Consider the following 26,192-nt stretch of genomic DNA (forward strand, 5'->3'; position numbering starts at 1 on the left):
TTGTCTTTTAAATCACTTATTCTATACTTTATAATATCTGCGCCTTACCGAATGAATTTTATCGGTAAAACATTTGTCTTACCTCATCATGACATTATTACCATTAACGGGAAATTGATATGAAAAAATTACTCCGTAACGTTCTTCTCTCCGGTATGTTATTTATTTTTTTACCGACTCAAGTTATTGCTGATGACAGCTCTCTCTTTAACCGCTACGAACAAGCCAAACTCAAAATTACCTATGAAGGAGAAGCAGGAAACTTACTGCAACAGCTGGCACAACGTTTAAAAATCGGCTTTATTGTTTATGAATTGGATACGGCGCATAAAGTTTCCATATCCAATAAAGAAGACACCGCAATTAAGACGCTTATTCAACAACTTATCGCACAAATGCCCGATGCCGATATTCGTTTTGAGAAAATTGAAGATCGTCTGTTTCTAGTCGCATCAAAAAAACAAACGGCACCGTTAATTACCCATAAACCGGTTCCGGAACAATTTATCGGAGAAGCGGTTTTTTCTTCCGATGACGAAAGTATTTCAAGTACTGAAAATGCCCAAATGAGCAGTAATACGCCCGATTTAACCGACGAAAGTGCGCAAAAACTCAAAAGTATTATTGATGTTGTCACCAACCAAGAAATCATAGCACAATATAAATCTAAAAAAGCACCGCAATATCAAGTTACCAGCAAGGAAAAACTAGGGTTACAAAATATCCGCGTAACGCCGTTAGGTACTTTCTTAGTGTTTGATAAAGAGGTTGATATCAACACTCTCACTTTAAAAGGTAACTTTGAGAATAGTGCGCAACACGATAATTTAATCGCTATTTCTCACAAAGACAGAGTTGCACCGAATCAAATTGAAGTGGTTAATCGTGAAGGTAAAAAATTAATTTTAAAAAAATCTACCGCTAAAACACGATAATCTTATTCTTAACAAACATAGCCGTCTGATAAAACTAAGATTGTTCTCGTGATTTTTATCACTAAAAAAGGTATGATTAGCACTTTTATAGCGGTCTTTTTTGGAAAAAATTTTGCAAATTCTCCTTGAAATTTAACCGCTTGCCCCCGTTTTTTATAGCTGTCGATAAATCGGCGGCTAATACGAGAGATACATTGTGATTTTAAGTCGATATTTAACGAAAGAGATTTTTAAAAGTCAGCTGGCTATTCTGTTTATTTTGCTACTGATGTTTTTCAGCCAACAGTTAATTAGTGTGCTGAATTCTGCGGTCAGCGGAAAAGTACCGACCGACTTAGTGCTGAGTTTATTAGGGCTGGGGATGCCCGCTTTGGCTCAATTTATGTTACCGCTTTCCTTATTTGTCGCATTATTGCTGACCTTAGGGCGTTTTTATGCCGAAAGTGAAATTACCGTGATGCGAGCCTGCGGTATCGGGCAAAGTTTATTAACTAAAGTCGCATTATTTCTTTCTATTTTTACCACGGCACTTGCGGTGTATAACGTGTTTTGGCTTACCCCTTGGGCAATCAACAAGCAAAGTGAAATGTTGGCGGAAGCGAAATCCAACCCTCGTTTCTCTGCATTATCAGCCGGGCAATTTATGACTGCCGGTGGTTACGTGTTATTTATCGATAATATTAATAACGAGCAAAATAAATTAAACGATATTTATGTATTCCAGCCGGATCAACAGAAGAAAAATCGTCCTTCCGTTGTAGTGGCGGAATCCGGTCAGCTACAAGGTTTGCCGAACGGCGATCAAATTCTTACGCTTGAAAACAGTACGCGCTATGAGGGGACGGCTAACGTAGCGGACTTTAGAATTTCCCATTTCGACAGTTATCAAGCCTATCTCGGCTATCAAGATGTCGATTCTAATGAAAAATTAGTACAACGTGCGGATTTCAATAAATTAATAACCGACCAATCAAATGAAGCAAAAGCGGAACTACAATGGCGCTTTGCACTGATTTTAGCCGTACCGCTCATGGCATTATTAGCCGTGCCGATGAGTAGCGTAAACCCTCGTCAAGGTCGTTTCGCTAAAGTCATTCCGGCGGTATTGCTGTATTTAATCTATTTCTTATTACAAAGCTCGCTCAAATCTTCCGGCGCTTCCGGCAAATTAGATGCGACCTTATTAATGCCGTTAGTGTCGATTGCATTCTTTATACTGGCAATGGTGATGAACTTCTGGGATACAAAATGGATGTCTGCGATTCGTTATTCTTTCAGTCGTAATAAGGCGGTGGCGTAAATGAATTTATTTGGTATGAATATTCTCGAACGCTATATCGGCAAAACCATTATTACGATGATTTTTGCCGTATTGTTAATGTCGAGCGGTTTGGTGTTTATCATCAAATTAGTTGAAGAATTTAAAGATGTCGGTAAAGGATCTTATGACGCTTTAACCGCCACTTACTATTCACTTTTAATGCTACCAAGCGATATTAAAGAGTTTATCCCTGTGGTTGCCTTAATCGGCGGCTTATTAGGTTTAGGAAACCTTGCCAGCCGTAGCGAATTGGTTGTAATGCAATCTTCCGGATTTTCTCGCTTTAGAATCGGCTTGGCGGTAATGAAAACCGCGATTCCGCTCATCGTTTTTACAATGTTAGTCAGCGAATGGGGAATCCCACAAACTGAGCAATATGCTCGAAATATGCGTTCTATCGCACAAAGCGGCGGTTCAATGTTATCGACTAAAGGCGGCTTTTGGGCAAAAGACGGCAACGACTTTATTTATATTCGTCATATCGAAAACGAGCGAAAATTAAATAATGTGTCGATTTATCATTTTGAAGACAAAGCATTAAAATCGGTTACTCAAGCGGATAATGCCGTTTTTAACGGTGAAAATTGGACGCTTCAACGCGTACAAACATCTTCGCTTGCCGATAACAGCATTCAACAAGCGAAAGAAGTAAACAAAGATTGGCAAACCACAATTACACCAAGCAAATTAGGTATCGTATCGCTCAAGCCGGAATCGCTTTCTATTTCGGGTTTATCCGATTATGTCGGCTTTTTGAAAGAAACCGGTCAAGATTCCAAACGCTTCCAAATTGCGTTTTGGCGTAAAGTGTATCAGCCGATTTCAATGGCAGTGATGATGTTACTTGCAATCTCGTTTGTCTTTGGACCGCTGCGTAGTAGTGCAATGGGAACCAAATTGTTTATCGGTATCATCGCCGGCTTCGTGTTCTATGTATCCAACATCGTGTTTGGCAATATGACGCTCGTCTTCTCGTGGATACCGGTTGCTATCGGTGCGTTAATACCGAGCTTAATTTGTTTAAGCATCGTTTGGTGGCTTCTGACCAAAAAACGTGATTAACAAGCGGTTAAATTTCTGCAAAATTTTTCAAAAAATTAACCGCTTTACCACGCACGAGCCGTACGTGGTTATGAGGCTCTTCGAGCCAGCTGAGCCACTCTGTGGCTCTCTTTACATATATCTTTCAGTTTCCAAAAAGCTGAGTTGTATAACCTGGCATAGGTTAAGTTTCTATTTCTATATCAATCGTAATATCATAATGGCTCAACAACGTTTCGTTCATCTTAAAGTTCATAGTGATTTCTCTATGATTAACGGTTTGGCTAAAGTAAAACCGTTAGTCAAAGCGGCAGTTGCCAACAATATGGTGGCAATGGCATTAACCGATTTCAGCAACTTTTGCGGATTGGTAAAATTTTACGGCGAAGCGTTAGGTTCCGGATTAAAACCGATTATCGGTGCGGATATTTTCGTGCGTCCCGAACCGGACAGCGAAGATTTCTTTGAGCTGACTCTACTGGCAAAAAACAACACCGGTTATCACAATATTACCCTTTTACTTTCAAAGGCTTATCAACAAGGCTACGTTGAATTTCCGCTAGTCGAAAAAGCGTGGCTTGCCGAGTTAAATGAAGGCATTATTGTACTTTCCGGCGGACGCAACGGCGATGTTGGGAAAGCATTACTCAAAGAAAATGAAGCGGAAGCAGACGAATTAGTCGGCTTTTATCAGCAATATTTCCCAAATCATTACTATCTTGCACTTTGCCGCACCGGTCGTACGGATGAAGAACGCTATATTCAGCAAGCAGTACCTTTTTCACAAAAACACCAATTGCCGTTAGTGGCGGTAAATGACGTGGTGTTTTTGAAAAAAGACGATTTTGATGCGCACGAAATTCGTGTGGCAATCCACGACAGCTACACCTTGGATGATCCTAAACGTCCGAAAAAATATTCACCACAGCAATATTTCCGTAGCGAACAAGAAATGTGTGCCTTGTTTGCCGATTTACCGCAAGCGATTGAAAATACAGTACAAATTGCAATGCGATGCAATGTGACCGTACGTTTAGGCGAATATTTCTTACCGAATTTCCCAACCGGCGATCTTTCTACCGAAGATTTTTTAGTGAAAAAATCACGTGAAGGTTTGGAAGAACGTTTGGAATTCCTTTTCCCGGATCCGGAAGAACGCAAAAACAAGCGCTCGATTTATGATGAACGTTTGCAAGTCGAGCTGGATGTAATTAACCAAATGGGTTTCCCTGGCTACTTCCTAATCGTAATGGAATTTATTCAGTGGTCGAAAGATAACGATATTCCGGTCGGCCCGGGACGTGGTTCCGGTGCGGGATCTTTAGTAGCATATGCGTTAAAAATTACCGATTTAGACCCGCTTGCCTTCGACTTACTCTTTGAGCGTTTCCTAAATCCGGAACGTGTTTCAATGCCTGATTTCGATGTCGATTTCTGTATGGACGGACGAGATCGTGTGATTGAACATGTTGCCGACACTTACGGTCGTCAAGCGGTTTCGCAGATCATTACCTTCGGTACGATGGCGGCAAAAGCGGTAATCCGAGATGTAGGTCGTGTGCTTGGTCATCCGTATAATTTTGTCGATCGAATCTCAAAGCTGATTCCGCCCGATCCGGGGATGACCTTGGCAAAAGCGTTTGATGCCGAGCCGAAGCTGCCGGAACTTTACGAAGCCGATGAAGAAGTGAAAGACTTGATTGATATGGCACGTAAATTAGAAGGTGTGACCCGAAATGCCGGTAAACACGCCGGTGGTGTGGTAATCGCCCCAACAGCAATTACCGATTTCTCACCACTTTATTGCGATTCGGAAGGGTTACATCCGGTGACTCATTTCGATAAAAACGATGTGGAATATGCCGGTTTAGTAAAATTTGACTTCTTAGGCTTACGGACACTCACCATTATTAAATGGGCGTTGGAGATGATTAACCAGCGTTTAGCTCGAGAAGGCAAAGAGCCGGTACGTATCGAAAGTATTCCGTTGGATGATAAGAAATCCTTCGATCTGTTACTTGCATCTAAAACAACGGCGGTATTCCAGCTAGAGTCACGCGGGATGAAAGATTTGATTTCACGTCTGAAGCCCGACTGTTTTGAAGATATTATCGCATTAGTGGCATTATTCCGCCCCGGTCCGCTTGAATCCGGCATGGTACAAAACTTTATCGACCGTAAACATGGTCATGAGGAAGTTTCTTACCCTGATGCACAATATCAGCACGAATCGCTTAAACCGATTTTAGATCCGACTTACGGCGTTATTGTTTACCAAGAACAGGTAATGCAAATCGCACAGGTGCTTGCCGGCTATACCTTAGGCGGCGCGGACTTATTACGCCGTGCAATGGGTAAGAAAAAACCGGAGGAAATGGCGGCACAGCGTGAAATCTTCGAAAAAGGGGCAATCAAACAAGGTATTGATGGTAATCTTGCGATGAAAATCTTTGACTTGGTGGAAAAATTCGCCGGTTATGGTTTTAACAAATCGCACTCTGCCGCTTATGCGTTGGTTTCTTACCAAACATTATGGCTGAAAGCACACTACCCAGCTGAATTTATGGCGGCGGTAATGACTTCGGAGATGGATAATACCGACAAAATCGTTGGCTTTTATGACGAATGTATCAATATGGGCTTAACCGTTGTTTCGCCTGATGTAAACAGCGGTAAACACCGTTTTTCGGTGAACGAAAAAGGCGAGATTGTTTATGGCTTAGGCGCAATTAAAGGCGTGGGTGAAGGCCCGGTTGAAGCAATTTTAGAAGCCCGTGAAAAAGACGGTATCTTCAAAGATTTATTTGATTTGACCGCTCGAGTCGATCTGAAAAAAATCAATCGCCGTACCTTTGAAGGCTTAATTATGTCGGGCGCTTTCGATAAATTAGGTCCGCATCGTGCCGCACTGATGAAAAATTTAGAAGATGCACTGAAAGCATCTGATCAACATAGCAAAATGGAGGCATTGGGGCAAAGCGATATGTTCGGTGTGCTAACTGAAACGCCGGAAGAAGTGCAAAATGCCTATGCAAATACGCCGAAATGGTCGGAACAAACCATTTTGGAAGGTGAACGCACTACGCTCGGTTTATATTTAAGCGGTCACCCAATCGGACAATTCTTAAAAGAGTTATCGCACTATGCACCGGTACGCCTAAATGAACTACAGCCTACACGCCGTGGGCAAGTAGTTACCGTTGCCGGTATTATTATGGGTTCACGTATTGCCGTAACCAAACGAGGCAGCCGTCTTGGGATTGCTACCATTGAAGATCGTTCCGGTAAATTAGATATGACACTATTCTCGGAAGCACTCGAAACTTACGGTCATCTTTTAGAGAAAGATCGTATTGTGATCGCTACCGGTTCGGTGCAATTCGATGATTTTAGCGGCGGGTTAAAAATGTCGGTGCGAGAAATCGCCACGTTAGATGAAGCTCGTAGCCGCTATGCGAAAAGCCTTGCTTTAGCGGTTAGCCAAGAACAGCTCACTCCGCAATTTGTAAAAGAATTACGAGAAATCATCGAACCGAATAAAGAAGGGACGTTACCGTTACATTTCTACTACCAAAGTCCTGAAGGCAGAGCTTTATTACGTAGCGGCGTAGAATGGCGAGTAACCCCGAAAGATGAAATGCTCGACCAACTCAAAGCCCTACTTGGTGAAAACGCCGTAGAACTGGAATTCGAATAACAAAACAAGCGGTTGAATTTGCAGATTTTTTTGCAAATTTGACCGCTTGTTATTTGGTGAAATGGAAAAATATGTAACTTTTGTCTATTAAACCATTAAAGCTGTACCGCTAATTTCGCATAGGCACGTTCGGCTTTCGCTAAGGCTTTTTCAGTATTTTCATCACGAGCTAAGATAACTCCTAAACGACGGTGACCGTTTACTTCGCCTTTGCCGAATAAACGAATATTAGTACCGATTTCTTCCAACACTTTATCAAGATTACCGAAAGTCATATTGTTTGATTTCCCTTCTACTACAATCGCTTTGGAAGCCGCCGGGCTAATTTGATAAATTTCCGGAATCGGTAAACCTAAAATCGCACGAGCGTGTAAAGCAAATTGTGAAAGTTCTTGCGAAGCCATGGTCACCATTCCCGTATCGTGCGGGCGAGGCGAAACTTCATTAAAGATAATTTCATCGCCACACACAAATAATTCCACACCGAAAATACCACGTCCGCCTAATGCGGTTGTAATTCGCTCTGCGGTTTCTTGCGCACGTTTTAACGCTAGGTCGGACATCGCTTGCGGCTGCCAAGATTCACGATAATCGCCGTCTTCTTGGCGATGCCCGATTGGTGCTAAGAAAGAAGTACCGTTTACGTGACGCACGGTTAATTGCGTGATTTCATAATCGAATTTGATAAAGCCCTCCACAATTACTCGTCCGCTGCCGGCACGTCCGCCTTCTTGTGAATAATCCCACGCTTGTTGAATTTGATCTTCCGATTTAATCACCGATTGTCCGTGACCGGATGACGACATAATCGGTTTAACCACACACGGAATACCAATCTCGGCAACCGCTTGTTTAAAATCTTCCAGATTATCTACAAAACGGTAAGGCGATGTTTTTAAACCGAGTTCTTCCGCCGCTAAACGACGAATTCCTTCGCGGTTCATCGTCAATTGGGTTGCTTTGGCGGTCGGTACCACGTTATAACCTTCTTGCTCTAACTCTACCAAGGTTGCCGTTGCAATCGCTTCAACTTCCGGCACGATAAAATCCGGCTTTTCTTTTTCCACTAATGCTCGTAATGCTGCGCCATCTAACATAGAGATCGTATAAGCTCGATGTGCCACTTGCTGCGCCGGTGCATTTTCATAGCGATCAACCGCGATCACTTCTACTCCTAAGCGTTGTAATTCGATAACAACTTCTTTACCTAACTCACCCGAGCCAAGCATCATTACTTTTGTAGCATTCGGTCTTAACGGTGTACCAATTGTGGTCATTTTTTCTTCCTCTAAAGCTAAAGCAAACGTTTGCGCAGATTATATAATAAAGCGGTAAGATTTTGTAAAAATTTTGCAAAATCTTACCGCTTGTTCTTTTTAAGTATCGGATATTTAAAAGTTTACTCGTTCTTTTCCGTTACGGCTTCCGCTGTTTTGACTACCGTTTCAGTATTTTCAACTTCTTCCACTTTTTCCATTGCCCCTTGAATGGTCAGTTGAACTTCAACCGAAATAAGCGAACGTAATATTTCCTCCGCTTCTTTCGCTTTTTCAAGTATGCAATTTCCTTCGCTATCAAAATAACCTTGCGCTTTTAAACTGGCGCTAAAGGTTGAAAACAGCGCTTTATCAAAAAACTCCGGCGCATTAATACCGTGTAAGATAGATAATCGTTGTGCGATAGAACGGCTCTCTTTTTCCAATGCGGCACGGCTAATTTCCGGATGTTCAAGCAAAATACTCAAGCTGATATAGTAACGTTGCAGAATCTCACGTACTCCCGCCGCATGCAGTTGTAACGCTCGAACGCGTGCGCGATTAATTTGTAATACGTCGCTCTCATATTTGACGATACGTTGTGCGGAGAATTCCGTTAAAATCGCTTCCACTTGGTTTCGCACATCGTTCTCTTCAAAATGAAGAAACAGCTCCGCTTTTAAGAACGGATAAATACGATTAACCGTTTTAATAATCAGATCTTTCGAGACCGATTCATGATGTAAAATAATGCTTGCGACCAGTGAAGGCAGTACGAATAGATGCTGAATATTATTACGATAATACGTCATCAAGACTGCCGATTCTCGATCCAGACGAATCATTTCACCGAAACTGTCTTTCTCACTAATTACACCGGAACGAGGTAAAGTCAGCACATGATTAAGCATTTCTTCGGCGCTATCGTTCGGTACGATAACATCGTCGGAATAACTGACGTTTTTAAACAGCTGCAAATAGCTATCGACTTGTTCGATCAATTGTTCGCGAGCTAATGCACGTTGGCGAGAGGCAAGCAATACAGAACCGATTAAGTTTTTCGCATTAATCGCCGCAGCTTTATTAATGTTGATCATGACTTGATGTGCAACCGAATCCACCGCTTCATTCAACCATTTCGGACGACTGTCTTCAGCTTGAGATTCTTTCCATTCCGGAAAATGCTGATTTAAATAATTATTAACCTGAATAGGCTCGGCAAAGTTCACATAGCATTGTCCTAAGTTTTTCAGTTTCTTGATCACGCGTAAAACTAAGCCAGCGTTTTCTTTCTCTTTTTCCGCACCGCGCAACTCTTTCGCATAAGTATCCACTTCCAACACGTGTTCATAACCGATATACACCGGCACGATGCTAATCGGACGGGTTAAGCCGCGCTGCAGAGCTTGTAAAGTCATCGACATCATACCGGTTTTCGGCTCAAGTAAACGTCCGGTACGGGAACGACCGCCTTCGATAAAATACTCCACCGAATAGCCACGATAGAAAAGCTCCGCCAAATATTCGCGGAAAATCGTCGAATATAAGCGGTTTCCTTTAAAGGTACGGCGAATAAAAAATGCGCCCCAGCTACGGAAAATCGGTCCTGCTGGAAAGAAATTCAGGTTAATCCCCGCTGCGATATGCGGCGGTACCAATCCTTGATGATAAAGCAAATACGAAAGCAATAAATAGTCCATATGGCTACGGTGACAAGGTACATAAACGATTTCATGTCCTTCTAACGCCAACTTACGTACGCGATCCCCGTTTTGAACGTTGATCCCCTGGTATAACTTATTCCATAACCAGCTCAATACGCGATCGGCAATGCGTAAACTCTCATGGCTAACGTCCGCCGCAATCTCATTCACGATCTTTTCCGCTTCTTGGCGCGCTTTTTCAATTGAAATTTTCTTCGTTTTCGCTTCTTCTTCTATTGCCGCTTTAATCGCCGGCGATTGAATGATTTTATTAAACATCGCTTGGCGATCAGGCAATCTAGGCCCCATTGCGGAATAACGTTGCTTCGCAAAATGGATTTTTGCCACTCGTGCGAGTTTTTGAGCGATACCTTCATCGGCACCGTGTTCCGCTACCATATATTTCAACGACAACGCCTGAGAAAAGCGCACAAAATTATCACGCCCGAACCAAATCATCGAAATAATGCGTTGGAAACTGCTCATTAAGCGTAAATGCGGTTCGGATTCTTTCCCCGGAGAACGTCCCCACAATACCGAAGCCGGTATCAATTGCACGTCCAACGATTCATTATTGCGATGTAAATCCAAATAACGATAAAAGATGGACTCCGTTTCGCTCTTTGCACCTTTAGACTTAAAAAAGCGGCGTCCCTCATCTAAGAAAACATAACGAGGTAAAGATTGACCGTTTAATTCGTTATTCTGTAACGGATCGGGTAAATTAAGCGCCAAGCAGTTTTTTTGGAGAATCAATAAATCGGTTTGAGAAGTGTAAGGTAGAACATAAATAATGGGCTGTTCCAAATTTAAGTTAAGCTCTTTGACCGGATCGGTCGGGATAGCACGAGATTTAACTAACAGTGAAAGCGGAACATTTAATACTTTACGATAAAAATTTAAGAGGCTAGACATTTTAATATCCTTAATTGTTATGGTTTATGCCGTCTAATGTATTTCGTCCGCAGTTTACCATAAATTTGTGAGGATTTTCTGAATTTATCTAGTTACAAATAAAAAATTACTGTATATAATAACAAAAAATCTGTATATAAAGACAGCGAGGAAAAAATGTCACGTAAACACTTAACGGCTCGTCAGCAAGAAATTTTCGATTTTGTTAAACATCACATAGAAACCACCGGTATGCCGCCGACCCGTGTTGAAATTGCAAGAGAAATCGGTTTTAAATCGCCGAATGCGGCAGAAGAACACTTAAAAGCATTGGCGCGTAAAGGTTATATCGAAATGCTTTCCGGTACATCGCGCGGAATTCGTATTTTAGTCGATAACGAAGAAACTGCGGCAAATGACGACAGTTTACCGTTAATCGGCAAAGTGGCTGCCGGTACGCCGATTATGGCGATTGAACATGTGGAAAGTCATTATCCGGTAAACGGCGCGATGTTTAATCCGAATGCCGACTATTTGCTCAAAGTAAACGGTAACTCCATGGAAAAAATCGGTATTTTAGACGGTGACTTACTTGCGGTGCATAAAACCAATTTTGCCCGTAACGGCCAAGTCGTCGTCGCTCGCGTTGATGACGAAGTGACCGTAAAACGCTTGGAGAAAAAAGGCGATCTTATTTATCTTCATCCTGAAAATGACGAGTTACAACCGATTATTGTCGATCCTCGTATCGAATATATCGAAATTGAAGGAATCGCCGTCGGTGTAATTCGCAATAACGCTTGGATGTAAATTCTCTACTGCGGGGAAAATGCGTGATAAGCGTTCCCCTAAATCGTTATCATACGCTTATGCAACTTTCCACCTTTTCACATTCCGAAGACGAATTACTTAAAAAAGCGAACTGGCTTGCCGGTTTTACGCTGGGTGAAATCGCACATCAATTAAATATTGATGTGCCTTTGGATTTGCGTCGTGATAAAGGTTGGGTCGGGCAATTAATCGAAACGGCTTTAGGTGCAAAAGCCGGCAGCAAGCCCGAACAAGACTTTGCTCATCTAGGCATTGAACTGAAAACCATCCCTATCAATCATAAAGGTTTTCCGCTTGAAACCACTTTTGTCAGTTTAGCGCCGCTGACCCAAAATACCGGCATTACTTGGCAAACCTCTCATGTTCGCCATAAATTACAAAAAGTGCTATGGATTCCGGTACAAGGCGAAAGACATATTCCGGTTGCCGAACGCCACATCGGTCAGCCGATTTTATGGGAGCCTTCATTTGAACAAGAACAGCAGTTAAAAAATGACTGGGAAGAATTGATGGAATACATTATTTTCGGGCGTTTAAACGAGATAAATGCCACACTTGGTGAAGTGCTGCAATTACGCCCTAAAGGCAGGAATAGTCGATCACTCACTGCAGCTGTTAATCAACAGGGTGAAAGGGTTCAATCGTTACCGTTAGGTTTTTATTTACGTAAACAATTTACCGCTGAAATTTTACAGAATTTTTTACGTTCTCCTCTTTAATTTTTACATGACTCTCGCTATATTAGCGCCTTTTAAATTATAGGTAGTAACCTATTAAATTTTTCTCTGTTTAAAAGGACATTTTATGTTTGATTGGATTGCCAATCCCGAGGCGTGGGTCGCACTCTTAACCCTTACCGGGCTTGAAATCGTATTAGGTATCGATAACATTATCGTTATCAGTATTTTAGTTTCACGTCTTCCGATTCACCAACGTCAATCAGCCCGTATTATCGGTTTGGCACTTGCAATGGGTACTCGTATTCTGTTATTGCTTTCCCTTGCTTGGATGATGAAATTGGTCGATCCGCTTTTCTCCATCGCGGGGATGCCGATTTCCGGTCGCGATTTAATTCTTTTACTCGGCGGTATCTTCCTGATAGTGAAAAGTGCCATGGAGTTAAAAGAATCGATTGCAGGCGAATCTCATGAAGAAAAAGAGGACTCGGCGAAAAAAGCCAGCTTTTTAATGATTTTAGTTCAAATCGCGATTTTTGACGTAGTGTTCTCTCTCGACTCGGTAATCACAGCGGTTGCAATGGCGGACGATATTCCGGTAATGGTAATTGCGATTATTATTGCGGTTGCAGTAATGATGCTGGCGGCAAAAGCTATCGGTGATTTCGTGGATAACAACCCGACCATCAAAAACCTTGCATTGGCTTTCTTAATTTTAATCGGTGTGGTGTTAGTCGGCGAAGGCTTCAATATCCATATTCCGAAATCCGCCGTTTACACGGCAATGGGCTTCTCCGTTGTGGTAGAACTGTTAAATATTAAGATGCGTAAAAATCAAGCAAAACACGCTAAAGCGTAATAAATCGGCCCTTGATGAAAATCAGGGGCTTTTTTAATGTAAAATAGTCCATCCTTATTTTATGGCAAGCGGTCGATTTTGCGCCGAACTTTGCAATTACACTCGCAACAAATTATGTTATTGATTGATATAAAAGATAAAGAACTCAGCCAAGAAGAAGTTGAAATTCTTGAACATCCGCTCGTATCCGGTTTAATTTTATTTAGCCGTAATTTTCATGATAAAGCCCAATTGGAAGCCTTAGTGAAATCGATTCGCCAACGGGTAAAAAAACCGTTATTGATTACCGTCGATCAAGAAGGCGGTCGAGTACAACGCTTCCGTGAAGGCTTTACTAAGTTGCCGGCAATGCAAGCGTTTCATACCCTTGCAAAAAAACCGCAAGAATCGACCGCTTTAGCCCGACAAACCGGTTGGTTAATGGCGGCTGAAATGTTTGCCTTAGACATCGACTTGAGTTTTGCACCGGTCTTAGATTTAGGGCATCAGTGTAAAGCGATTGGCGATCGTTCGTTCGGTGAAAATCCGGATGCGATGCTACCGATAGCAGAAGCCTTTATCGACGGTATGCGAGAAATGGGTATGGCGACCACCGGTAAACATTTCCCCGGTCATGGACATGTATTAGCCGACTCTCATTTAGAAACGCCTTTTGATGATCGTCCGAAAGAGGCGATTTTCAACCGTGATATTCTGCCGTTTAAACAACTTATTTCAAAAGGTAAACTGTCCGCGGTTATGCCGGCTCACGTAATTTATACGCAATGTGACAGCCAACCGGCAAGCGGATCGGAATATTGGTTAAAACAAGTTTTACGTAACCAACTTAACTTTAACGGTGTTATTTTTTCCGATGATTTAGGTATGAAAGGCGCCGGTTTTATGGGTAATTTTGTAGAACGTTCTGAGAAAGCAATTCACGCCGGTTGTGATTTATTACTACTCTGTAATGAGCCGGAAGGTGTCGTCCAAGTGTTGGACGGTTTAAAATATCAACCGACCAAAGCGCAAACCGAACGCCATATCTCCTTGATGAAACGTAAAGCGGTAAGTTGGAACGAGCTGGAAGCAAGTCCTCGTTATCAGCAAGCACAGCAACGTTTAACCGCATTACAAAACGAATGGCTTGAATATAAAGCGCAGCACTGCTAATCAGCCATTTATCTTTTTAGGGTATAAATTATATTTATGCCCTAACAAACCACTAAAAATACCTCGATTCTTTTAACAAAATGATATTAAACTGCCCGCATTTTCAACAACAAGATTGCGTTTCGTGCCAATGGTTAGAAAAGCCGTATGCTACGCAACTTACCGATAAAGAAATCGATCTTAAGCGGTTAATTTCGCCTTTTATTTTGCAAAAATTCACCGAAATCTTACCGCCGGTTCAATCTCTGCAAGCTCAATTTCGTAATAAAGCGAAAATGGTGGTATCCGGCAGTGTCGAGCGTCCGATTTTAGGCATTTTAAAAGAGCAAAACGATCCTCAAAGTGGCATTGACTTGTGTGATTGTCCGCTCTATCCTACTGAATTTGAAGCGATTTTCCCGATTCTGAAAGACTTTATCGCCCGAGCCGGACTCGTACCTTATAACATTTCGAAAAAGAAAGGCGAATTGAAGTATATTTTGATTACGCAAAGCCAATATAACCAATCGGTTATGTTGCGTTTTGTGCTAAGAAGTGAGCAAAAACGACCGCTTGTCGAACGTGAATTACCGAATTTATTAGCTAAACTGCCGAAAGATTCTGTGGTAAGTTTAAATATCCAGCCGCAACACGCTGCAATTTTAGAAGGTGAAACCGAAATTTTCCTTACCGAAAAAACCACGATTGAAGAAAACTTTAACGACATTCCGTTATTTATTCGTCCGCAAGGCTTTTTCCAAACTAATCCGAGTGTCGCTAGTCAGCTTTATGCTACAGCGCAAAACTGGATCAAAAATTTACCGATTCAGCAATTTTGGGATCTGTTCTGCGGTGTCGGGGGATTCGGGTTACATTGTGCGAAAGCGTTACAAGAGAAGAATAAAAATGTGCAATTAACCGGTATTGAAATTTCCGCTTCAGCGATTGCCAGCGCAACAAAATCCGCCGAACGACTACAACTTAACAACGTGACATTCGCTTCGCTTGATTCGGCACAATTCGCCTTAAATGATAAAGGAAAGTCGCCGGATCTTGTGATTGTGAATCCGCCTCGCCGCGGTATCGGGAAACCGCTTGCGGAATTTTTAAACGAATTAGGGACACCCCACCTCATTTATTCGAGTTGTAATGCGCAAACGATGGCAAAAGATTTTGAAGCGTTAAGCAATTATTCACTTCAAAAGGTGCAATTATTCGATATGTTCCCGCATACTTCACATTATGAAGTGCTGACGTTTTTAGTGAAAAAATCGTAACTTTTTATAGCCCGATATGGGTAGAAGTTTATATTTTTAGTAAAATCTCGGTATAATTAAACCGCTTTAGTTTCATTTATCCGTATTCGATCAAAGAAGTGCTAGATTTTGTGAGCTAAATCACTTTTCTACAAGACAAAAGCGTAAAATATCTTTACTATATCACTATTCTTTTTTTATTAACTCTCAATTAGAGGATATTAACAATGGCTAAAATCGTTAAAGTAATCGGTCGTGAAATCATCGACTCACGTGGTAACCCAACTGTTGAAGCGGAAGTTCACTTAGAAGGTGGTTTCGTCGGTTTAGCGGCCGCTCCATCTGGCGCATCTACCGGTTCTCGTGAAGCATTAGAATTACGTGACGGTGATAAATCACGTTTCTTAGGTAAAGGTGTATTAAAAGCTGTTTCAGCGGTAAACAACGAAATCGCACAAGCTATCTTAGGCAAAGACGGTTCCGCTCAAGCTGAAATCGACCAAATCATGATCGATTTAGACGGCACGGACAATAAATCTAAATTCGGTGCAAACGCAATCTTAGCGGTTTCTTTAGCAACCGCTAAAGCGGCGGCGGCATCTAAAGGCTTACCGTTATATGCTTATATCGCTGAATTAAACGGTACGCCGGGCGTATATTCAATGCCGTTACCGATGATGAACATCATCAACGGTGGTGAACACGCTGACAATAACGTTGATATCCAAGAATTTATGATTCAACCGGTTGGCGCATCAACATTAAAAGAAGCGCTTCGTATCGGTGCGGAAGTATTCCACAACTTAGCGAAAGTATTAAAATCTAAAGGTTTAAATACTGCTGTGGGTGACGAAGGTGGTTTTGCGCCTAACTTAGCATCAAACGCAGATGCGTTAGCATGTATCAAAGAAGCGGTTGAAAAAGCGGGTTATGTTTTAGGTAAAGACGTAACTTTAGCGATGGACTGCGCATCTTCTGAGTTCTATAACAAAGAAAACGGTTTATACGAAATGAAAGGTGAAGGTAAATCTTTCACTTCTCAAGAATTTACTCACTACTTAGAAGGTTTATGCAACGAATACCCAATCAAATCGATTGAAGACGGTCAAGACGAATCCGACTGGGAAGGTTTTGCATACCAAACTAAAGTTTTAGGCGGTAAAATCCAATTAGTTGGTGACGATTTATTCGTAACTAATACCAAAATCTTAAAAGAAGGTATCGAAAAAGGTATCGCAAACTCAATCTTAATCAAATTTAACCAAATCGGTTCTTTAACTGAAACTTTAGCTGCAATCAAAATGGCTAAAGATGCCGGTTACACAGCAGTTATCTCACACCGTTCTGGTGAAACTGAAGATGCAACTATCGCTGATTTAGCGGTTGGTACGGCTGCAGGTCAAATCAAAACCGGTTCTATGAGCCGTTCAGACCGTGTTGCTAAATACAACCAATTAATCCGTATCGAAGAAGCATTAGCGGCAGCAGGTACACCTGCACCATTTAACGGTTTAAAAGAAGTTAAAGGTCAAGCGTAATCTTATTTGATTCGTAAGTAATAAATGCCACAGAAATTTCTGTGGCATTTTTGTATATATTTTTACTTGGTATTCTTTATGCAAGAAGTTCTCCTTTCCGAGCCTTGGCTAAAATGGGCGGTTGAAATTCAAAGTATTGCACAAAACGGGCTGACTTATACCACAGGCATTTATGATCGTGAACGCTACGAGCGTTTACGTGACATTTCCGCCGAGATGCTAAGCTGTAAAACAGATATTCCCGTTGAGAAAATCAAACTGCTTTTTTGCAATGAAGAAGGTTATCAAACACCCAAAATTGACACGAGAGCCGCGATTTTTAAAAACGGGCAAATTCTACTGGTACAAGAAAATGACGGTCGTTGGGCATTGCCTGGCGGATGGGTTGATGTATTAGAAACAATAGATTCCAATACAGTAAAAGAAGTAAAAGAAGAAGCCGGTTTAACTGTAAAAACACATTTTATCATCGCAATCCACAATCAGCATCGTCGTAATGATCCTAATTACCCTTATAGCGTTCTAAAAACCTTTGTGATGTGTGAATTACTTGGCGGCGAATTTGTAGAAAATAGCGAAACGATTGCTTCACAATATTTCTCACTTGAGAACCTTCCGTATCTTGCTCAAGAAAAAAATAGCAAAGCACAAATTGCTTTATGCTTTGAAGCTTATCAAAGTACCACTTGGCAAACCCAATTTGATTAAATAGAGGAAAGATAATGTTATATTCTGTTCTAACCGACCAATTACTTATCGGTCAAGGCTACCGTAACGGAGCCCATTCTACACAACACGAGCAATTAGTCGTGATGTTTGAAGATGACGGCGAAACCGGTTATTTTTATGCCATGGACTTACATCAGGCAGAAAATCCGGTAGTGGACAGCCTATTTGTGTATAGTAAAGCCGATATTGACGAGAAGACGTTAGCGGAACCGCGCCGTTTAGAGATCTGTTGGTCGGAAAACGGCTATCAAGCCTTTTTATTGTTAAACGGTTATCCGCACGCCGCTTTCGATTTTAGCCAATTTGTCGGCTATAACCACACGAAATTCCCTCAACCGGAATTAGACAGTATGTGGGTTCACAAAGAAACTAATGCCGAATTAGTAGAAAAGTGGCTAGGCTAATAGCTGACCAAGCGGTTAAATTTTGCGAAATTCTTACGAAATTTAACCGCTTGTCCGTTTATTGGCGATTATTACAATGCTCTCGAATCAGGCTTAAAAACGCACCGCCGAAACGTTCCAGTTTACGTTCTCCGACCCCATTAATATCCAACATTTCCACTTCGCTAAGCGGTAAAAATTCCGCCATTTCCTGCAAAGTCGCATCGTTGAATACCACATAAGGCGGGATATTTTCTTTATCGGCAATTTGTTTACGTAGAAAACGCAGGCGAGCAAATAAGTCTTTATCGTAACGAGCCGAACTCTGTTTCTGTACATAAGCCGTTGCCGAGAAGGTTAAGCGAGGCATTGCCAATTCAAGTTTTTTCTCCGAACGCAATACCGGACGAGCTTCTTCCGTCAGCTGTAATGCCGAATGGTTCACGATATTTTGACGAATTAAACCCAAATGAATTAATTGACGAATAATACTTAACCAATAATCTTGGCTCTGCTCTTTACCGATACCGTACACCGAAAGCTGATCATGATTAAACTGGCGAATTTTTTGGTTATTTAACCCTCGTAATACGCCAATCACATGGTGTGCGCCAAAAGTTTGACCGGTACGGTAAATAACCGACATCACTTTTTGCGCATCTAACGTACCGTCATATTTGCGAGGCGGATCTAAACAAATATCGCAGTTTTTACAGGGTTCTTGACGTGATTCGCCGAAATAATTCAATAGCACTAAACGGCGACAGGTTTGCGATTCGGCAAAAGCACCGATGGCTTGTAATTTATGTCGCTTTATATCACGCTGTTCGCTTTCCGGTTCTTCCAATAATACTTTTTGCAGCCACGCATAATCGGCGGGATCATAAAATAACACCGCTTCAGAAGGTAAATCATCACGTCCGGCACGCCCGGTTTCTTGATAGTAGGATTCGATACTGCGTGGCAAATCGAAATGCACCACAAAACGCACATTCGATTTATTAATCCCCATCCCGAAAGCAATAGTCGCCACCACAACTTGAATATTATCTCGCTGAAACGCATTTTGAACCGTTTCACGTTGCTGAACCGACATACCGGCGTGGTAACCCATTACCGAAATTTTACGTGCCGCCAATTTTTCGGTAATTTCTTCCACTTTTTTACGGCTATTGCAATAAACGATACCACTCTTACCCTGCTGTTTACTGATAAACTTCGCTAACTGTTCCATCGGCTTAAATTTTTCTTGTACCGTATAGCGAATATTCGGGCGATCAAAACTGCCTAAATAGGTATGCGGATCGGTTAAGCGCAGGTGCTGCAGAATATCGTGGCGAGTCGTAGGATCTGCCGTTGCCGTCAATGCCATCAGCGGCACATTCGGAAAGGTATCACGTAAATTGCCTAATAAAGTGTATTCCGGACGGAAATCATGCCCCCATTGCGAAACGCAATGCGCTTCATCGACCGCAATCAGGCTAATTTTGCATAACGAAATAAAATGGAAAAAGCCTTGAGTCATTACTTTTTCCGGCGAGAGATAAAGTAATTTCAACTGACCGGAAAGTGCTTTCTGTTCGACAAGCTGTTGTTCTTCAAAAGTTTGCGTGGAATTTAAAAAACCGGCTTCGATACCATTGGTCAGTAGCTGATCGACCTGATCTTTCATCAAAGAAATCAGCGGAGAAATCACTAGCGTAATGCCGTCTAAGCAAAGCGCCGGTACTTGGTAACAAAGCGACTTACCGCCGCCGGTGGTCATAATGACTAAACAATCTCTACCCGCCAGAACCGAATCGATCACTTCTTGTTGTCCGTGACGAAAAGATTGATAACCGAAGACATTATTCAATACGTCTTTGGCGGCGGTTTGAGATAATTGCATTATAGTTCCGATAAGATAAGCTAAAAAAAGACTAGACAAGCGGTCAAATTTGCAAAATATTTTGCAAAAGCGACCGCTTATTGATTAAAAGCTGATTTGTTCGCCGTGACGTGCAAAAGCTTCTTCCAGATGCGTCCAGAACGAACGCCCTTCTGCGGTAACCCATTCGCCGTCACGGAAAGCGAAATGGAAGCCGCCTAATTTGCTAGCAAGCCATAACTCTAACATCGCTTCTTGTTTATTGATGATAATCTGCGATTCGTCATCAAAGGTCAAAGTACATACCGCGCCTTGAATCTCGGTATCGATACTTAAACCTTCGTCATCAATTTTTTCTTCGATTTGTTGCCACACTTGTTCAACTTTTTGATGGAATTCCGCTACGTTCATAAGGTCCTCTATTTAAAATAAATTTTCTTTCTCTTAAGTTGTAAAAAAGGTCTTTTTAATTCTTTAATCAGTTTCTTCAAAGGGGTGAGCTTTTGCTTGCCAATTTTCTTTGTACAGCGAATATCTCGTTCGTCTTTTAAAGCACTCTTAAAATTCGTATCTTTATTTAAAATGAAATCTTGAATACAAACCGCCGGATTCATCTGTAACACAAGATAGTCTTCATTTTTTAATAACGCTTCAAAAATCAGATCATCAATCGGTATCGATAAATGATACATATTAAGTTGCTCTAAAATATAATCGATACCTTTTCGGGAAACGATATAACCGGCCGCACCGACATGTCTAGATTTCAATTTATAAAATTTTCTGCCTAAATAAGTCAATCTGGGAAAAATCGACATATCGGCGCGATAAAAATGCTGCTCCAGCTTCAATATGTCCATATCTTTCGGCAAATAATGCGGTTGAAGCAATGCTTGCGCATTTTCGCCCAGATAAATGTCGTCTTCAAAAATGGCGATATAATCCAAGCCTTGCTCTTGCGCCAAACGCCACAACGCAATATGACTTAACGCACAAGCGATTTCCCCTTTGGTCAAAGGGCTTGTCGTAATATCAATACCGAATTCTTTTGCTTTTCGCTCAATTAAATCGGGCATAATAGCGTCAAAAAACACAAAAGGAATATGCTGTTTAGCAAATTCCGACATCATATGATTTCGACGTTGTGAATTATTTTTTAGACTAATAACATAGTTACGCAATTCCATACTTTGCATAAGATTCCATCCTTAGAAAATAAAGCAAAATTTGTTACATCTAACCGCCTATCGTTGAAATATCAGGAAGTTCGGTCATATTCCACCGAGGTTTTACGCTGACGCTTAAATCGCTGGTTTCACCGTTTTTTAAGCGTAAAAACCCGGTATAAGCAATCATTGCACCGTTATCGGTACAAAATTGCGGACGAGGGTAATAAACCTCGCCTTTTAAATTTTTCATCATCTCCGCCAAATCAGCACGTAATTGCTTGTTAGCACTTACACCGCCCGCCATCACAAGACGTTTATAGCCGGTTTGCTGTAAAGCTCGCTTACATTTGATGATAATCGTATCCACCACCGCTTGTTGGAAAGCGTGAGCGATATCGCAACGAGTTTGTTCGTCCAGCCGCCCGTTCTCGTCTAAATGGGCATTAATCGTATTAGCGGCAAAGGTCTTTAAGCCGGAAAAGCTGAAATCCAGCCCCGGTCTGTCCGTCATCGGACGAGGAAATACAAAACGATTCGGCGTACCTTTCTCAGCCAACTGCGAAACCGCCACGCCCGCCGGATAATCCAATCCGAGTAATTTGCCGGTTTTATCAAAGGCTTCGCCGGCGGCATCGTCAATCGATTCGCCTAAAATTTCATACTGCCCTACGCCCTCCACTTTAACAAGCTGGGTATGTCCGCCCGAAATCAATAACGCCACAAACGGAAACGCCGGCGGGTTATCTTCCAACATCGGCGCCATTAAATGTCCTTCCATATGGTGTACGCCGAGTGCAGGCACGTTCCACGCATAGGCGAGCGAACGGGCGATTGTCGAGCCGACTAATAACGCTCCGACTAAGCCCGGACCTGCGGTATAAGCCACACCGTCAATATCGGCTGCGGTTAAATTCGCTTCTTTTAACGCTTCTTGAATCAGCGGTAACGTTTTACGGATATGATCACGTGAAGCCAACTCCGGCACGACGCCGCCGTAATCCGCATGCATTTCGATTTGGCTATAAAGTTGGTTTGCCACCAAGCCTTTCTCTTCATCATAAATTGCCACTCCCGTTTCGTCACAGGAAGTTTCAATACCTAAAATTCGCATATTTTCGTCTTATTTATGAAATGGGAAAGGGGCATTATTCAAAAATAACGCCCCTAAAATTGCAAAACTTTTATAAAAATCAACCGCTTGCTTAGAATTGTTCGCTATATTCAGGCTTAATCGCTTCAGGGAAGTTTTTATCTTTATTCGCTTCGATTAATGCCGCGACTTTCTCCGCCGAATCTTTCACGCCCATTTGTTCATAGGCTTTTTGCATATAAGAAAGCGCTTGATAGGTCGGTTTGCTTTCAGGATAAAAACGCATCATTTCTTCTACTCGGTTTACCACCGCTACATAAGCCTCTCGCTCATCGTAGAATTTTACGATGGACAATTCATGCTCCGCCATACGATTAATTAAATACGCCATCCAATTTTGCGCATCACGCGCATATTGGCTTTGCGGATAATGTTGCACGATAGTTTGGAAGCTACCGTATGCGTTACGCACGCTGTCTAATGCGCGAGAAGCACGATTAACGCCGAAGAAATCTTGAATAAAATTATCGCCTAAACGCGCATTGCTTAAACCCGCCAAATAATAAACATAATCCATACTTGCACTGTTCGGATAAGCGCGTACGAAACGTTCCGCCGCATCCAACGCTTTATAATACTCGCCGATTTTATAATTTGCGAAAATTAAACTTAGTTGCGTTTGTTCACCGAACGTACCTTGTCCGCCCTTAGCGCCAATTGCATCCAAATAACGAATTGCAGAATTATAATCGCCGTCTTGCAAATAGGTTTGACCTTTGGTGTAGAGATCTTGTGCCGACGCTTCTTCTAATTCTTTATTCGCACTTGAACAACCTACAACTAAAAGTCCTGCCAATACGAGAGAAGCAAGAGAAGTAAATTTACGCATATGATTTTACCTATAAAAAAGTGTGTGCAATGAAAAGTTAATGTACAATGGTTTCGTTTGACCGATGGCACTTTGCTAAGTTCATACAGATATGTCTTATTTTATAGAACCTCGCTAAATAAGCAACAAACAAATTTTGGAATTTATATTTAATGACTCAACAAATGACATTAACGGCGGAAGTCACCGCCGACTTATTAGGCTGTCGCCTTGACCAAGCCCTCGCTCAGCTTTTTCCCGACTATTCTCGTTCTAGAATAAAAGTGTGGATTGAGAGCGATTTAGTAAAAGTAAACGGTATAGTTGTAAATAAAGCGCGTGAAAAAGTTTTCGGCGGCGAGCAAGTCGAAATTCAAGCGGAAATCGAAGAAGAAATTCGTTTCGAGCCGCAAGACATTCCGCTAAATATCGTGTATGAAGACGATGATATTATCGTAATTAATAAGCCGAAAGATCTGGTTGTCCACCCGGGGGCAGGGAATCCGGACGGTACGGTGCTGAATGCGTTATTGCATTACTACCCGCCGATTGCGGAAGTACCTCGTGCCGGTATCGTACACCGTTTGGATAAAGACACGACCGGTTTAATGGTGGTAGCAAAAAATATTCCGGCGCAAACCCATTTAGTCACCGCACTCCAAAAACGTCGTATTACCCGTGAATATGAAGCGGTGGCAAGCGGGGTGATGACGCAAGGCGGTAAAGTGGACGAGCCGATGGCACGCCATCCGACCAAACGCACCGCAATGGCGGTACACCCGATGGGTAAGCCGGCGGTAACTCATTATCGTATAATGGAGCGTTTCCGTAACTATACTCGCCTACGCTTACGCTTGGAAACCGGACGTACTCACCAAATTCGCGTACATATGGCGCATATTGCTCACCCGTTATTAGGTGATCAGCTGTATGGCGGTCGTCCTCGTCCGCCAAAGGGGGCGAGCGAAGAATTTTTAGCGGTGTTACGCGGTTTCCAACGCCAAGCGTTACACGCAACCATGCTGCGCTTAGAACACCCGATTACCGGTGAATTGATGGAATGGCACGCACCGCTACCGGATGATTTCGTCGAATTAATCGAAGCCTTAAAAGCCGATTATCAGCTTTATAAAGACGATTTGGATTATTAATGAGAAAAGTCCGTAGCCTTAAACGGTTACGGACTTTTTATTTTTACGGCGAGTAAATCAAACAAATAAAGAAAATAAATACGGTAACAAATTCTAACATACCGATTTGCTTTACATTTAAGCCGAAACTCGGCACTAATGCGGCTCGTATAAATCCGATCAAATAAGCGAAATAAAGCCATTTATCACCTAAAAACCAATAAATCACCGCCAGCAATAAATGTAAGCCGAGGCTTAGCTCCATAAATAACGGATTTCTTCTCTCTCTAACCATACTTTTTACATAAAAAGTAGTGGCAATAAAGAAAAGCGTCGGATGAATCAAAATCGCCCAGTCATATTCCGAGCTAACTAAATAACCGCTTGCCATACCGATCACACCGAAAGTAACAATACCGGCAATATCATTATTCAAATGGCGTTCGTTTTTTTGCTTCGCATAATAAGTTTGTACTAATCCAAGCGGTAAAATAATCGGTAAAAATTGCAAAATATCCGGTTTATGGACAATCACCGGCAGTGCAAAACCAAGACTGAGGACAAAATAAACGATTGCCCATTTTTTATTACGTGCGGTCGGTTTTTTACTAAATAAGGAAAGGAAAGGATAAGAGAATAAATAGAGGAACAGCCAAGAAAACGCAAACCAAAAATGAAGCGGACTAAATCCGCTTTTAAAACCGGCATATAAAAACGGAACGAATGCCATCACTAATGCGCCGTGTTGATTTGAAATGACCGGTTTATCTTTCAGCATAAAGTATCCTTACATAAAAAAGGCGACTATATTAGTCGCCTTGGTATTCTAAGGAAAATTAGAATAATTTTCTAGCCGCCTCAAACAGTTCTTCTTTGAACGGACGGCGCATATTGTTAATCGCATCAATAATATCGTGATGTACCAAATTCTCATTTTTGATACCGATACAACGACCGCCGTGACCTTGTAATAACAGATCCACCGCATATACGCCCATACGGGAAGCTAAAATACGGTCGAACGGGCAAGGCGCACCGCCGCGTTGAATGTGACCTAATACGGTTGCGCGCGTTTCATGACCGAAACGGTCTTCGATTTCTTTTGCCAATGCCTGAACGTCCGTCATTAATTCGGTAATCGCAATAATCGCATGACGTTTACCTTTATTAAAACCGTCTTCGATATTACGCATTAGCGACTCTTTATCCAAACCTTTTTCCGGCACGATAATATATTCGCAACCGCTGGCAAGCGCCGCACTAATGGTTAAATCGCCGCAGTGGCGTCCCATAATTTCTACGATAGAAATACGTTGATGCGAGGTAGAAGTATCGCGTAAACGGTCAATCGCTTCCACCGCCGTTTCCAATGCGGTTTGGTAACCGATAGTGTAATCCGTACCGACGATATCATTATCGATTGTACCCGGAATACCGATACACGGATAACCGAATTCTTCGGTTATAAGTTTCGCTCCCATATACGAGCCGTCTCCGCCGATAACGACCAGCGCATCAATATCGTATTTTTTTAAGGTTTCTACCGATTTTTTACGTACTTCGGGATCTTTAAACTGCGGGAAGCGTGCCGAACCTAAAAAAGTACCGCCACGGTTGATGGTTTCCGATACGGAACGACGATCAAGCGGAATTACTCTATCGGTATATAAACCGTAATAACCGTCTTGTACGCCATATACTTCTAAGCCTTCGTTTAATGCGGCGCGTACCACACCACGAATTGCGGCATTCATACCCGGTGCATCGCCTCCACTGGTTAGCACGGCAATTTTTTTGATTTGTTTAGCCATTTTTTG

General features: G+C 42.0%; 22 protein-coding genes. 13 read left to right on the forward strand and 9 right to left on the reverse strand.

Translation table 11 applies throughout. The features are described from left to right. Positions 1-119: 119 nt before the first annotated feature. The 4 genes from DY200_RS05515 (at position 120) to dnaE (ending at position 6,994) form a co-directional block, all read left to right on the forward strand. Entirely contained in the window at positions 120-935 is an 816-nt protein-coding gene (locus DY200_RS05515) for a hypothetical protein (RefSeq protein ID WP_115587217.1), read from the forward strand. 196 nt (positions 936-1,131) lie between these two features. Then, a complete protein-coding gene (gene lptF, locus DY200_RS05520) occupies positions 1,132-2,235 on the forward strand; it encodes an LPS export ABC transporter permease LptF (RefSeq protein WP_115587218.1) in 1,104 nt (367 codons plus the stop codon). After that, entirely contained in the window at positions 2,236-3,318 is a 1,083-nt protein-coding gene (gene lptG / locus DY200_RS05525) for an LPS export ABC transporter permease LptG (RefSeq protein WP_005601563.1), read from the forward strand. A gap of 199 nt (positions 3,319-3,517) precedes the next feature. Then, positions 3,518-6,994: a DNA polymerase III subunit alpha gene (gene dnaE, locus DY200_RS05530; RefSeq protein ID WP_115587219.1), complete on the forward strand. Its 3,477-nt coding sequence runs from the start codon at positions 3,518-3,520 to the stop codon at positions 6,992-6,994. A gap of 95 nt (positions 6,995-7,089) precedes the next feature. Here the strand turns inward: dnaE and purT are convergent, their stop codons facing one another. Together purT and plsB are read right to left on the reverse strand one after the other, a co-directional pair. Beyond that, the gene (gene purT, locus DY200_RS05535) at positions 7,090-8,271 is read right to left on the reverse strand and encodes a formate-dependent phosphoribosylglycinamide formyltransferase (RefSeq protein WP_115587220.1); all 1,182 of its coding nucleotides are present in this window, start codon (positions 8,269-8,271) and stop codon (positions 7,090-7,092) included. A 122-nt stretch (positions 8,272-8,393) separates the two neighbouring features. Then, complete coding sequence (gene plsB / locus DY200_RS05540; protein WP_005617596.1) at positions 8,394-10,868, reverse strand: glycerol-3-phosphate 1-O-acyltransferase PlsB; 2,475 nt, start codon at positions 10,866-10,868, stop codon at positions 8,394-8,396. 156 nt (positions 10,869-11,024) lie between these two features. On the opposite strand from plsB, the gene lexA reads away from it, so the two are divergent. From lexA to DY200_RS05580, 8 genes are all read left to right on the forward strand, one after another. After that, positions 11,025-11,657, forward strand: a complete 633-nt coding sequence (lexA, locus tag DY200_RS05545; protein WP_115587221.1) for a transcriptional repressor LexA — start codon at positions 11,025-11,027, stop codon at positions 11,655-11,657. A 59-nt stretch (positions 11,658-11,716) separates the two neighbouring features. Next, the gene (gene mutH, locus DY200_RS05550; protein ID WP_115587222.1) at positions 11,717-12,397 is read left to right on the forward strand and encodes a DNA mismatch repair endonuclease MutH; all 681 of its coding nucleotides are present in this window, start codon (positions 11,717-11,719) and stop codon (positions 12,395-12,397) included. 85 nt (positions 12,398-12,482) lie between these two features. Next, a complete protein-coding gene (locus DY200_RS05555) occupies positions 12,483-13,214 on the forward strand; it encodes a TerC family protein (protein WP_005597990.1) in 732 nt (243 codons plus the stop codon). Between the two features lie 114 nt (positions 13,215-13,328). Then, positions 13,329-14,366 (forward strand): beta-N-acetylhexosaminidase, encoded by a 1,038-nt coding sequence (gene nagZ, locus DY200_RS05560; RefSeq protein WP_115587223.1) that lies wholly within the window; start codon positions 13,329-13,331, stop codon positions 14,364-14,366. Positions 14,367-14,446: 80 nt separating this feature from the next. Then, a complete protein-coding gene (gene rlmC, locus DY200_RS05565) occupies positions 14,447-15,622 on the forward strand; it encodes a 23S rRNA (uracil(747)-C(5))-methyltransferase RlmC (protein WP_115587224.1) in 1,176 nt (391 codons plus the stop codon). 206 nt (positions 15,623-15,828) lie between these two features. Next, positions 15,829-17,139 carry a phosphopyruvate hydratase gene (gene eno / locus DY200_RS05570; RefSeq protein WP_005597992.1) on the forward strand — a complete coding sequence of 437 codons (1,311 nt, stop codon included), beginning with the start codon at positions 15,829-15,831 and terminating at the stop codon, positions 17,137-17,139. A gap of 78 nt (positions 17,140-17,217) precedes the next feature. Further along, positions 17,218-17,847: an NUDIX hydrolase N-terminal domain-containing protein gene (locus DY200_RS05575; protein WP_115587225.1), complete on the forward strand. Its 630-nt coding sequence runs from the start codon at positions 17,218-17,220 to the stop codon at positions 17,845-17,847. A 14-nt stretch (positions 17,848-17,861) separates the two neighbouring features. Beyond that, the gene (locus DY200_RS05580) at positions 17,862-18,272 is read left to right on the forward strand and encodes a DUF2251 domain-containing protein (RefSeq protein WP_115587226.1); all 411 of its coding nucleotides are present in this window, start codon (positions 17,862-17,864) and stop codon (positions 18,270-18,272) included. A gap of 58 nt (positions 18,273-18,330) precedes the next feature. Here DY200_RS05580 and recQ read toward each other — a convergent pair whose 3' ends face one another. The 5 genes from recQ to DY200_RS05605 form a co-directional block, all read right to left on the reverse strand. Further along, positions 18,331-20,139, reverse strand: coding sequence for an ATP-dependent DNA helicase RecQ (gene recQ, locus DY200_RS05585; protein WP_115587227.1), 1,809 nt, complete (start codon positions 20,137-20,139; stop codon positions 18,331-18,333). A gap of 84 nt (positions 20,140-20,223) precedes the next feature. Then, on the reverse strand, positions 20,224-20,529 hold the full coding sequence (gene cyaY, locus DY200_RS05590; RefSeq protein WP_005601586.1) for an iron donor protein CyaY: 306 nt from the start codon (positions 20,527-20,529) through the stop codon (positions 20,224-20,226). 8 nt (positions 20,530-20,537) lie between these two features. After that, positions 20,538-21,314, reverse strand: coding sequence for a glycosyltransferase family 25 protein (locus tag DY200_RS05595; protein WP_172539910.1), 777 nt, complete (start codon positions 21,312-21,314; stop codon positions 20,538-20,540). A gap of 40 nt (positions 21,315-21,354) precedes the next feature. Continuing rightward, positions 21,355-22,398: a tRNA (adenosine(37)-N6)-threonylcarbamoyltransferase complex transferase subunit TsaD gene (gene tsaD / locus DY200_RS05600; RefSeq protein WP_115587228.1), complete on the reverse strand. Its 1,044-nt coding sequence runs from the start codon at positions 22,396-22,398 to the stop codon at positions 21,355-21,357. Between the two features lie 91 nt (positions 22,399-22,489). Then, positions 22,490-23,266, reverse strand: a complete 777-nt coding sequence (locus DY200_RS05605; protein ID WP_115587229.1) for an outer membrane protein assembly factor BamD — start codon at positions 23,264-23,266, stop codon at positions 22,490-22,492. Between the two features lie 152 nt (positions 23,267-23,418). Between DY200_RS05605 and rluD the strand changes: the two genes are divergently transcribed. Then, positions 23,419-24,396 (forward strand): 23S rRNA pseudouridine(1911/1915/1917) synthase RluD, encoded by a 978-nt coding sequence (gene rluD, locus DY200_RS05610; RefSeq protein WP_005598003.1) that lies wholly within the window; start codon positions 23,419-23,421, stop codon positions 24,394-24,396. 43 nt (positions 24,397-24,439) lie between these two features. Here the strand turns inward: rluD and DY200_RS05615 are convergent, their stop codons facing one another. Together DY200_RS05615 and pfkA are read right to left on the reverse strand one after the other, a co-directional pair. Then, on the reverse strand, positions 24,440-25,153 hold the full coding sequence (locus DY200_RS05615) for a YwiC-like family protein (RefSeq protein ID WP_115587230.1): 714 nt from the start codon (positions 25,151-25,153) through the stop codon (positions 24,440-24,442). Between the two features lie 58 nt (positions 25,154-25,211). After that, entirely contained in the window at positions 25,212-26,186 is a 975-nt protein-coding gene (pfkA, locus tag DY200_RS05620; protein WP_115587231.1) for a 6-phosphofructokinase, read from the reverse strand. Positions 26,187-26,192: the final 6 nt, after the last annotated feature.

Source organism: Actinobacillus lignieresii, from assembly GCF_900444945.1.
In the GTDB taxonomy this organism is placed as follows: Bacteria; Pseudomonadota; Gammaproteobacteria; order Enterobacterales; family Pasteurellaceae; genus Actinobacillus; species Actinobacillus lignieresii.

Coding starts and splice junctions, on each gene's coding strand:
- rlmC (WP_115587224.1), top strand. CDS start 14,447: ATGATATTAAACTGCCCGCATTTTCAACAACAAGATTGCGTTTCGTGC.
- DY200_RS05515 (WP_115587217.1), top strand. CDS start 120: ATGAAAAAATTACTCCGTAACGTTCTTCTCTCCGGTATGTTATTTATT.
- plsB (WP_005617596.1), bottom strand. CDS start 10,868: ATGTCTAGCCTCTTAAATTTTTATCGTAAAGTATTAAATGTTCCGCTT.
- mutH (WP_115587222.1), top strand. CDS start 11,717: ATGCAACTTTCCACCTTTTCACATTCCGAAGACGAATTACTTAAAAAA.
- purT (WP_115587220.1), bottom strand. CDS start 8,271: ATGACCACAATTGGTACACCGTTAAGACCGAATGCTACAAAAGTAATG.
- DY200_RS05595 (WP_172539910.1), bottom strand. CDS start 21,314: ATGCAAAGTATGGAATTGCGTAACTATGTTATTAGTCTAAAAAATAAT.
- lexA (WP_115587221.1), top strand. CDS start 11,025: ATGTCACGTAAACACTTAACGGCTCGTCAGCAAGAAATTTTCGATTTT.
- cyaY (WP_005601586.1), bottom strand. CDS start 20,529: ATGAACGTAGCGGAATTCCATCAAAAAGTTGAACAAGTGTGGCAACAA.
- DY200_RS05605 (WP_115587229.1), bottom strand. CDS start 23,266: ATGCGTAAATTTACTTCTCTTGCTTCTCTCGTATTGGCAGGACTTTTA.
- lptG (WP_005601563.1), top strand. CDS start 2,236: ATGAATTTATTTGGTATGAATATTCTCGAACGCTATATCGGCAAAACC.
- DY200_RS05555 (WP_005597990.1), top strand. CDS start 12,483: ATGTTTGATTGGATTGCCAATCCCGAGGCGTGGGTCGCACTCTTAACC.
- DY200_RS05615 (WP_115587230.1), bottom strand. CDS start 25,153: ATGCTGAAAGATAAACCGGTCATTTCAAATCAACACGGCGCATTAGTG.
- pfkA (WP_115587231.1), bottom strand. CDS start 26,186: ATGGCTAAACAAATCAAAAAAATTGCCGTGCTAACCAGTGGAGGCGAT.
- eno (WP_005597992.1), top strand. CDS start 15,829: ATGGCTAAAATCGTTAAAGTAATCGGTCGTGAAATCATCGACTCACGT.
- nagZ (WP_115587223.1), top strand. CDS start 13,329: ATGTTATTGATTGATATAAAAGATAAAGAACTCAGCCAAGAAGAAGTT.
- DY200_RS05575 (WP_115587225.1), top strand. CDS start 17,218: ATGCAAGAAGTTCTCCTTTCCGAGCCTTGGCTAAAATGGGCGGTTGAA.
- tsaD (WP_115587228.1), bottom strand. CDS start 22,398: ATGCGAATTTTAGGTATTGAAACTTCCTGTGACGAAACGGGAGTGGCA.
- DY200_RS05580 (WP_115587226.1), top strand. CDS start 17,862: ATGTTATATTCTGTTCTAACCGACCAATTACTTATCGGTCAAGGCTAC.
- rluD (WP_005598003.1), top strand. CDS start 23,419: ATGACTCAACAAATGACATTAACGGCGGAAGTCACCGCCGACTTATTA.
- dnaE (WP_115587219.1), top strand. CDS start 3,518: ATGGCTCAACAACGTTTCGTTCATCTTAAAGTTCATAGTGATTTCTCT.
- recQ (WP_115587227.1), bottom strand. CDS start 20,139: ATGCAATTATCTCAAACCGCCGCCAAAGACGTATTGAATAATGTCTTC.